The 8,814-nt window shown below is 65.5% G+C and carries 9 protein-coding genes; 3 read left to right on the top strand and 6 right to left on the bottom strand.

Annotated elements, in window-relative coordinates; all coding sequences use genetic code 11:
• Nucleotides 1–10: 10 nt before the first annotated feature.
• The 4 genes from nuoD to ndhC all read right to left on the bottom strand — a co-directional run bounded on the left by nuoD (nt 11) and on the right by ndhC (nt 3,224).
• Nucleotides 11–1,462: an NADH dehydrogenase (quinone) subunit D gene (nuoD, locus tag VFZ97_15415; GenBank protein HEX6394824.1), complete on the bottom strand. Its 1,452-nt coding sequence runs from the start codon at nt 1,460–1,462 to the stop codon at nt 11–13.
• Nucleotides 1,459–2,019 (bottom strand): NADH-quinone oxidoreductase subunit C, encoded by a 561-nt coding sequence (locus VFZ97_15410; GenBank protein HEX6394823.1) that lies wholly within the window; start codon nt 2,017–2,019, stop codon nt 1,459–1,461. The genes nuoD and VFZ97_15410 overlap by 4 nt, the downstream gene beginning before the upstream one ends.
• 8 nt (nt 2,020–2,027) lie before the next feature.
• Nucleotides 2,028–2,573, bottom strand: coding sequence for an NADH-quinone oxidoreductase subunit B family protein (locus tag VFZ97_15405; protein HEX6394822.1), 546 nt, complete (start codon nt 2,571–2,573; stop codon nt 2,028–2,030).
• 120 nt (nt 2,574–2,693) lie between these two features.
• Nucleotides 2,694–3,224: an NADH-quinone oxidoreductase subunit A gene (ndhC, locus tag VFZ97_15400; GenBank protein HEX6394821.1), complete on the bottom strand. Its 531-nt coding sequence runs from the start codon at nt 3,222–3,224 to the stop codon at nt 2,694–2,696.
• A gap of 135 nt (nt 3,225–3,359) precedes the next feature.
• Here ndhC and VFZ97_15395 point away from each other — a divergent pair, with 135 nt between their 5' ends.
• A complete protein-coding gene (locus VFZ97_15395) occupies nt 3,360–4,673 on the top strand; it encodes a geranylgeranyl reductase family protein (GenBank protein ID HEX6394820.1) in 1,314 nt (437 codons plus the stop codon).
• Here VFZ97_15395 and hemL read toward each other — a convergent pair.
• Together hemL and hemB are read right to left on the bottom strand one after the other, a co-directional pair.
• On the bottom strand, nt 4,660–5,919 hold the full coding sequence (gene hemL, locus VFZ97_15390; GenBank protein HEX6394819.1) for a glutamate-1-semialdehyde 2,1-aminomutase: 1,260 nt from the start codon (nt 5,917–5,919) through the stop codon (nt 4,660–4,662). The genes VFZ97_15395 and hemL overlap by 14 nt on opposite strands.
• Nucleotides 5,912–6,895 (bottom strand): porphobilinogen synthase, encoded by a 984-nt coding sequence (gene hemB, locus VFZ97_15385; protein ID HEX6394818.1) that lies wholly within the window; start codon nt 6,893–6,895, stop codon nt 5,912–5,914. The genes hemL and hemB overlap by 8 nt, the downstream gene beginning before the upstream one ends.
• A 50-nt stretch (nt 6,896–6,945) precedes the next feature.
• On the opposite strand from hemB, the gene VFZ97_15380 reads away from it, so the two are divergent.
• Together VFZ97_15380 and VFZ97_15375 are read left to right on the top strand one after the other, a co-directional pair.
• The gene (locus tag VFZ97_15380) at nt 6,946–7,413 is read left to right on the top strand and encodes a nitroreductase family deazaflavin-dependent oxidoreductase (GenBank protein ID HEX6394817.1); all 468 of its coding nucleotides are present in this window, start codon (nt 6,946–6,948) and stop codon (nt 7,411–7,413) included.
• A gap of 192 nt (nt 7,414–7,605) precedes the next feature.
• Entirely contained in the window at nt 7,606–8,802 is a 1,197-nt protein-coding gene (locus VFZ97_15375; protein HEX6394816.1) for a cytochrome P450, read from the top strand.
• Nucleotides 8,803–8,814 lie beyond the last annotated feature (12 nt).

Here is an 8,814-nt window from a genome sequence, read left to right as displayed (position 1 = left end):
ATGGCGAGACTCACCTGTCGACGTCCCCCAAGATGGGGTCGATGGTGGAGACGATCGCGATGGTGTCGGCGATGAGCGACCCTCGGGCCAGGTGGGGAAGGGCCTGGAGGTTGGCGAAGCTCGCCGCTCGCATGTGCATCCTGTAGGGCCGGGACGTCCCGTCCGAGACGATGTAGCAGCCGCTCTCGCCTCGAGGACTCTCTATCGGCACGTACGCCTCGCCGGCGGGGACCCTGAAGCCCTCGGTGTACAGCTTGAAGTGGTGAATCAACGCCTCCATCGACTCGTCGATGCGGTTGCGCGGAGGCGGCGTCACCTTCTTGTCCTGAGCGCGGAAGTCCCCTTCGGGCATCATGTCGACGATCTGCTCGATGATCCTCACCGACTCCCGGATCTCGTTGAAGCGGATGGCGTAGCGGTCCCAGCAGTCGCCGTTGATCCCCACGATCACGTCGAAGTCGACGTCGTCGTAGGCGAGGTAAGGCTGGTCGCGCCTCAGGTCCCAGGCGACGCCGGTCGACCTCAACAGCGGTCCGGTGAGGCCGAGGCTGATTGCGGTGTCCGCGTCGATCGGGCCGACGCCCTGAAGGCGCTTCTGCAGGATGGGCTGGCCGGTCAACAGGTTGTCGTATTCGTCCATGCGGCGCGGGATCGCTTCGCACAGGGCGAGAACGTCGTCGCGCCATCCGTCCGGCAGGTCGGCGGCAACCCCGCCGGGACGTATGTAGTTGTGGTTCATGCGGAGCCCGGTCACCTTTTCGAAAAAGGCGAGCACCATCTCCCGATCACGCCACCCGTAAACGAGCATGTTGATCGCACCGATGTCGGAACCGTTGGTGGCCATCCACAAGAGGTGCGAGCTGATCCTGTTGAACTCGCACATCAGCATTCGTATCCACGTTGCGCGGGGCGGGATCTCCAAACCCAGCAGCTTCTCCACGCTCAGACAAAAACCGAGCTCGTTGAAGAACGGCGACAGGTAGTCCATCCGGGTGACGTTGGTAGAGCCCTGGTGGTACATGAGCTCTTCAGCCGTCTTCTCCATGCCTGTGTGCAGGTATCCGACGACCGCCTTCGATCTGAGAACCGTCTCGCCGTCGAGCTCGACCATCACCCTAAGCACGCCGTGGGTGGACGGATGCGACGGGCCCAGGTTGAGGATCATGGTCTCGTCCTCGGGGGCCTCGACGTCGATATCCATGCTGTCGAGGTGAATGCCGTCGGGAGTGAGGAGTCCGGATCCTCCTTCCTCGATGCTCATCTCACGCGCGCTCGTCCGCTCCCGCGGCGCCATCTCCTGGGAGCCCTCGTCGGTCTTCGTCTCGAGAAGCTCTGTCAGCTCGTCGTCGCCGGGCTGGACTCGCCCCAGGATCCGGTCGAGGAGGCTCACCTTTCGGGACGTGGACGCAGTGGCGTTGCCACTATCGCCTGCAGTAGCGGTGTCTTCTGAGGTATCGCTCATTTCGGACTCTCTTTGAACTGCACGGGCACGTGACCTACGTCGTAGTCCTTTCGAAGCGGGTGCCCCTCCCAATCCTCGGGCATGAGGATTCGGGAAGGATCCGGGTGGCCGCCGAAACGGATCCCGAACATGTCGTAAGTCTCTCGCTCGTGCGCCTCCACACCCGGCCAGAGGTCGAATAGGGTCGGCACCTCGGGATCGGACGCGGGAACCTGGCACCGGACGCGAATGCGTCTGCGCTTGCGCAGCGACAGCAACTCGACCACCACCTCGAAGCGCTCGGGCGTGATGGACTGGGGCAGCTTCCGGCCGGGGTGGGTGAGGTAGTCGACGCCGGTCACCCCGACGGGCATCTCGTATCCGTCAGCCTTGAGCGCGGTGCACAGGTCCACGTACTGATCGCGGTTGCAGTGGACAACGGTTGCGCCGGCGTGGGTCTGTACCGGACAACCGTTGATCTTCTCGGGGTGATCGATCGTCGCGCTCGACTCGGTCTCGTGGGGCTCCGGCCCCGCCGTCATCGGGGCGTCGGGGTTTGGGGTAGGGGTGTCGCTCACTTCGACGCTCAGCCCGGCAGCCGCACTGGCTGGCGGACCGTGGACGGCTCGAGGTGAATCCCCGCTCCCTTCCCGGTCGACACCCTGCGCGTGATCTCACCCGTCCTGATCTTCTGGTGAAGGGTCAGGATGGAGTGAATCAGCGTTTCGGGACCAGGCGGACACCCCGGCGCGTAAACGTCAACTGGGACGATCTGGTCGACGCCTTGCACGAGCGCGTAGTTGTTGAACATCCCGCCGGTGCTGGCGCAAACGCCCATGGATATGACCCACTTGGGCTCCACCATCTGGTCGTAAACCTGCCTGAGCACGGGTGCCATCTTCTGGCTGAGCCGACCTGCGACGATCATGACATCCGCCTGGCGGGGAGAAGCTCGGAAGACCTCCATCCCGAAGCGGGCGAGGTCGAAGTTGGCGGCGCCGGCGGCCATCATTTCCATCGCGCAGCAGGCGAGACCGAAGTTCGCGCCCCACGAGCTCGACGCTCGTGCCCACTTGACGAACCCCTCGAGGGTGCCGGTCAAGAAGTTGTGCTGGAGGTTCTCAAGGCCCATCAGCTGACTCTCCGTGCGGTGACGGTCGTTTACCCCCGCAAGCTACGACGACGAAGCGGGTCAACGCCAACCGCCGACGGAGTGGGGGCCAGACTTTTCTTTGCTTGCCTTCCCGGCTCGTCAGGCTCTCTGGGATTCCCGGTCGGAACGTCGCTCGCCCGAACCGGGCCCGCCTTCGCCTTCGAGCGGGCGGGGTGAGGGGCCCTGATAGAGCTCCGACGGCCTGGGCACCCGTCTGACCGTCGCCGTCGGGCTGCGCAGCAGCTCCACCGGGGCACGGCCGCCTCGGCGGGTCCTCGGTCCCCAGTCGAGAGCGCCGTTTGAGACCAGGTATCCGAACGCGATGAACACGACGACCACGAACGCCGCCATCTCCCCTAGACCGAATGTCCAAAGCTGGTGGTACCTGGTGGCCCACGGATAGAGGAAGATCACCTCGATATCGAAGATGATGAAGATCATCGCCACCAGGTAGAAGCGCACCGGGAACCGGGCGGCAGGCAGGAACCGGGGTGCGATGCCGGACTCGTACGGCCCTTCCTTCGCTCCGGTCGGCCGCTTAGGACCGAGCATCCGGGACCCTGCCACTGAGCCGCCGGCGAACAGCCCGATGAGCGCCAGCAGCAGGATGATCGGCAGGTACAGCTGCATCGCCGGCGATGTTAGTAGTACCACCGGCTGCACCATTCACGGCCGGGCGTGGGGTTGGGGTCCCCACGCTCGGGAGGAGTCTGGGTTGGGTCCCAGACGGGCCTGTGTCTGAGACGCGCCTAGTACATTGCATGTATGGAAGCCACCGGCACTGGCCGTTCCGCGCGCCCGGAGGCCCACCATTGCGACGTCCTCGTGATCGGCGGCGGGCCGTCCGGATCTGCGTGCGCGTACTGGCTGGCCAGCGAGGGGCACGAGGTCGTGCTGGTGGAGCGGAAGCAGTATCCCCGGGAGAAGACGTGCGGCGACGGTCTCACCCCCCGCTCGGTGAAACAGCTGGAGGACATGGGCCTGTCCGAGGAGTTGGCCGGCACGGGCCATCGTTTCTCGGGTCTGCGCTCGCACGGGTTCGGGCGCACGCTGGAGCTGGAGTGGCCGGATCATCCGACCCTCCCGTCGTACGGGTACGTGATCACCCGGAAGGACCTCGACGCGCTTGTTGCCGAACGAGCGGCGAAGGCGGGCGCTACGGTCTGGGACGGGACCGAGGCCCTGCACCCGGTGGTCGAGGGAGGGCTGGTGCGCGGGGCGTACGTGAAGCAGAAGAACGCGCCCGACGGTCACTCGAACAACGGTTCAACCGGCACGACGCTCGAGGTCCGCGCCCGGTACACGGTGGTCGCCGACGGTGCCAACTCCAGGTTCGGGCGTTCGCTCGGGACGAGCCGCGACCGCGGCTACCCGCTGGGCATGGCCATCCGCGGGTACTGGTACTCGCCGCGCCATGACGAGCCGTGGATCGACAGCTGGCTCGACATCCGCGACGCGAACGGCAACGTGCTACCGGGCTACGGGTGGATATTCCCGGTTGGCGACGGACGGATCAACGTGGGAATCGGCCTGCTCTCCACGTTCAATCAGTGGAAGGCGGTCAACACCACCCACCTGCTTCAGAGCTTCTGCGAGTACGCGCCCTCGTCGTGGGGGATCCGGCCGGAAACCGCTTGCGGCGTGCCAACAGGCGGCCGGCTTCCAATGGGCATGTCGGTCGGTCCACACACCGGGCCCACCTGGCTCGTGATTGGCGACGCCGGCGGGACCATCAACCCGTTCAACGGTGAGGGGATTGCTTACGCGTACGAATCGGGTCGTTATGCGGCTGACGCGGTCCACATGGCTATCTCCTCGGGCGACGGGTTGGCGCTCCACACCTACGAGGAGCGCCTGCAGGCCGAGTTCGCGCTGTACTACAAGGTGGCTCGAGCGTTCGTGAAGGTGATCGGAAGGCCGGAGCTCATGCGCGCGCTGGTTACGACGGGCATGCGCAGCCGGACGCTGATGGAGTGGGCGCTCCGGATCATGGCCAACCTGCTCCGGCCTGACGAGATGGGACCGGCCGAGGCGGCTTACAAAGCGCTTGCGACCCTCGCTCGCGTCATTCCCGGATAGCCGCGGCAACCTCGCCGAAGGCCTCGACCGTGCGGGCAAGATCCGCTTCGCTGTGGGCGAGGCTCGGGAAAAAGACCTCGTATGCACCTGGCGCAATCGCCACTCCGCGTTCGAGCAGGCCGTGCATGAGCGCGGGGTACCGGCCGGTTGATGCCGAGGTCTTGGAACCTTCGTAATCGACGACCGGGTGCCTGGCGAAAAACACCCCGATCAGTGGCCCGGCGACAGGGACCTGGACGTCCGGCCCGACAACGTCCGAGAGCCCGACCGCAAAACGACCGACCGTCGCCGACAATTGGGCGTAACTCGAGTGGTCGAGCTCGGAAAGCACGGCCAGCCCGGCCGCAGTGGCGAGAGGATTGCCCGACAACGTCCCCGCCTGGTACACGTCGCCCGCCGGCGCGAGATGCTCCATCAGGTCGCGGCGCCCCCCGAAGGCCGCCAGGGGCAAGCCGCCGCCGATCACCTTCCCGAAGCACCACAGGTCGGGCTGGACGCCGAAGACCTCGGCGGCCCCTCCGTAAGCCAGGCGGAAACCGGTGATCACCTCGTCGAAGATCAGCAACGCGCCGGCCCGGTCGCAGGCCTCACGGAGACCTTCGAGAAAGCCGGGTGCCGGCGGCACCAGACCCATGTTGGCGGCGACGGGCTCGACGATCACGCACGCAACGTCGGCGCCGATTTCGGGAACCGCGTTGTAGGGAGTGACGACCGTGTCGGCGACAGCAGCCGCCGGAACTCCCGCCGACGCCGGAAGCCCGAGAGTTGCGACACCGCTCCCGCCTCCAGCCAGTAGGCCGTCGCTGTGGCCGTGATAGCAGCCGGCGAAGAGAACGATCCGGTCCCTGCCGGTCACCCCCCGCGCAAGCCGCACGGCCGACATGGTCGCCTCTGTACCGCTGCTGACCAGACGGACCTGCTCGCACCCCTCGACCCGCCTGCAGATCTCCTCGGCGAGGAGCACCTCTCGCTCGGTCGGCGCGCCGAACGACGTGCCTTCGGCCGCCGCCCGCTTAACCGCATCGATCACCTTGGGATGGGCGTGACCCAGAATCGACGCGCCATACGACTGGACGTAATCGAGATAACGGGTTCCCTCGACGTCCCATACATAAGCGCCTTCGCCACGGACGACGAAGTAGGGATCACCCCCGACGGATCGGAAAGCCCTCACTGGCGAGTTCACCCCGCCAGGGATGACCCGCAGCGCGCGCTCGAAGAGCGCGTCGTTGGTCCTTTTATCCATGGAGCATTTCAGCCAGCTCACCGGCGAGGTAAGTCAGGATCATGTCGGCCCCGGCGCGCTTTATGGCGATCGTGTGCTCCAGCGCGACCGCTGGTCCATCGATCCAACCGCGCTCGGCTGCCGCCTTGATCATGGCGTACTCGCCGCTCACGTGGTAGGCGGCCAAAGGCACGTCGAACTTGCGGCGGACCGCCGAGATCACGTCGAGGTAGGCGAGAGCGGGCTTGACCATGACCATGTCGGCACCCTCGTCCACGTCGAGCTCCACTTCGCGCAGCGCTTCGCGGACATTGCGGTGATCCTGCTGGTACGACTTGCGGTCGCCTCCCCCCTCAATCTTCACGTCCACCGCGTCGCGGAAAGGCCCGTACAGAGCGGACGCGTACTTGGCCGCGTACGCGAGAATCGCCACTTCGGTGAAACCCGATCGGTCCAACGCCTGCCGTATGGCCCCCACCTGCCCGTCCATCATTCCCGACGGGGCAACCACCTGTGCGCCGGCGCCGGCTTGAGCAATCGCGGTTAGGGCGTAACGCTCCAGGGTGAGGTCGTTGTCGACCTGACCGCGCGCGTCGAGGATCCCGCAGTGCCCGTGATCGGTGTACTCGTCGAGGCACAGGTCGGCGATGAGCACAGTCGAATCGCCGAGTTCTTCGGCTAACCGTCGAAGCGCGACCTGGACGATTCCGTCGGAGTCGGACGCTCCGCTCCCGACCGGATCCTTTTGCGCCGGCACGCCGAACAGCACGAGCGCCGGGATGCCGAGCCCGGCAAGCCGGCGGCCCTCCTTGACGAGTGACTCGACTGTGTGCTGCACCACCCCCGGAAGCGATGGGATCGGCTGCGGCTGGTCGATGCCTTCACGCACGAACAGCGGCGCGATCAGATCCGCCGGGGTCAGTGTGGTCTCGGCGACGAGGTCCCTGATCCCGGTCGTGCGACGGAGACGGCGCAACCTGGTCGCGGGGTAGGCCATGAGACAAAGGTACCGTCGCGCACTGAGGAACCTCTAGGAGGGAGACTGCTATGGCACGGCACTACCGCCGCCCCGGCTGGTTTACCAAGCACGTGTTCAACCAGCTCGTCGCCGGCATGACCGCTGCGGGCCTCAGCGTGAGAGGGTCCCGTGTGCTCGAAGTGAGGGGCCGAAAGAGCGGGCAGCCAAGGCGCACCCCGGTCAATCTTCTCGAGCATCTAGGCGAGCTCTACCTGGTCGCCCCGCGGGGTGAGACCGAGTGGGTGCGCAACGTGCGAGCGGCGGACGGGCGGCTCACTTTGATCCTCGGCAGGCGCCGGCAGGACATGATCGCGACCGAGGTTGACGACTCGGAGAAGGTTCCACTCCTGCGGGAGTACCTCCGCAAGTGGAAGGCGGAAACCGGCGTGTTCTTCGACGGCGTCGGACCCGATTCGTCAGACTCCGAGATCGCGGCCATCGCCGGCCGGCACCCCGCCTTCCGTCTGGCGCATCTCACAGCGGAACAACCCGCTTAACTCGGACCCCCTCCGCGCCGTAGAAGGTGATCCGAGGTCCGCTGTAACGGCCTTCATGTCAGGCCGTTCTTAAAATTGATGTCGCCGTCAATATGGGCCTTCAGAGTGCATATACTCGTCCCGGCGCCACATCCTCGAACGAACAGGCGCGCCGCCCGCCCGCCATCAGGAAACCCAAGGGGGGAACCCGAGATGAGCACCACCGAAGCGGAGGTCTACTACGACCCCTACGACTTCGACATCGACACGGACCCGTATCCGGTATGGAAGCGCCTCCGGGACGAGCGCCCCCTTTATTACAACGAGCGTTACGACTTCTTCGCACTGAGCCGGTTCGAAGATGTCGAACGATCCCTCGTCGATTGGAAGTCCTATATATCCGGGCGCGGGACCGTGCTCGAGATCATCAAGAGCGGCCTGGAGATGCCGCCTGGGAGCATCATCTTCGAAGACCCGCCCACTCACGATCTTCATCGGGGCATCCTCTCGCGGGTCTTCACACCCCGGCGGGTCAGCGCCATCGAACCGAAGATGCGGGAGTTCTGCGCCAGGAGTCTCGATCCCCTCGTGGGCGCGGGCGGGTTCGACTTCATCAAGGATCTCGGGGCTCAGATGCCGATGCGAACAATCGGGATGCTGCTCGGCATACCCGAACAGGATCAGGAGGCGATCAGGGACCGCATCGACGAAGGGCTCCGCCTCAAGGAATCGTCAATGCCGGACTCGCAATTCCAGACGATTGACGCGTCCAGGGAGTTCGAGGATTACATCGACTGGCGAGCAGAGCACCCGTCCGACGACCTCATGACCGAGTTGCTGCTGGCCGAGTTCGAGGACGAGACCGGCACCACCCGAAGACTGACTCGCACCGAGGTGCTCAACTACGTGAATCTCGTTGCCGCCGCCGGAAACGAGACGACAACCAGGCTCATCGGATGGACAGGAAAGCTCCTGGCCGAGAATCCCGACCAACGCGCCGAGATCCTCGAGGACCGGACTCTCATTCCCAATGCGATCGAGGAGATTCTCCGGGTCGAACCGCCGTCCCCTGTCCAGGCGCGCTACGTGGCCCAGGACGTCGAGCATCACGGTCAGACCCTGCCAGCCGGGAGCATCATGCTCCTTCTGAACGCTTCGGCCAACCGGGACGAGCGCAGATTCACCGATCCCGACCGCCTCGACATCCATCGCAAGATCGGGCATCACCTGAGCTTCGGGTACGGCATCCACTTTTGCCTCGGGGCAGCACTCGCCCGGCTGGAAGGACGGATAGCCCTAGACGAGGTGCTCAACCGGTTCCCCACCTGGCGCGTCGACTGGGACAACGCAGTTCAGGCCCGCACTTCGACAGTCCGCGGATGGGAACGGCTCCCCGTCCTCGTCGACTGACCGGCTGGGCTG

It is taken from the genome of Acidimicrobiales bacterium (assembly GCA_036378675.1).
GTDB lineage: Bacteria > Actinomycetota > Acidimicrobiia > Acidimicrobiales > Palsa-688 > DASUWA01.
The sequence above is the reverse complement of the archived record's forward strand: the minus strand, read 5'-3'. Positions and strand labels throughout refer to the sequence as shown.

Coding starts and splice junctions, on each gene's coding strand:
- nuoD (HEX6394824.1), bottom strand. CDS start 1,462: ATGAGCGATACCTCAGAAGACACCGCTACTGCAGGCGATAGTGGCAAC.
- VFZ97_15405 (HEX6394822.1), bottom strand. CDS start 2,573: ATGGGCCTTGAGAACCTCCAGCACAACTTCTTGACCGGCACCCTCGAG.
- ndhC (HEX6394821.1), bottom strand. CDS start 3,224: ATGCAGCTGTACCTGCCGATCATCCTGCTGCTGGCGCTCATCGGGCTG.
- VFZ97_15395 (HEX6394820.1), top strand. CDS start 3,360: ATGGAAGCCACCGGCACTGGCCGTTCCGCGCGCCCGGAGGCCCACCAT.
- hemL (HEX6394819.1), bottom strand. CDS start 5,919: ATGGATAAAAGGACCAACGACGCGCTCTTCGAGCGCGCGCTGCGGGTC.
- hemB (HEX6394818.1), bottom strand. CDS start 6,895: ATGGCCTACCCCGCGACCAGGTTGCGCCGTCTCCGTCGCACGACCGGG.
- VFZ97_15380 (HEX6394817.1), top strand. CDS start 6,946: ATGGCACGGCACTACCGCCGCCCCGGCTGGTTTACCAAGCACGTGTTC.
- VFZ97_15375 (HEX6394816.1), top strand. CDS start 7,606: ATGAGCACCACCGAAGCGGAGGTCTACTACGACCCCTACGACTTCGAC.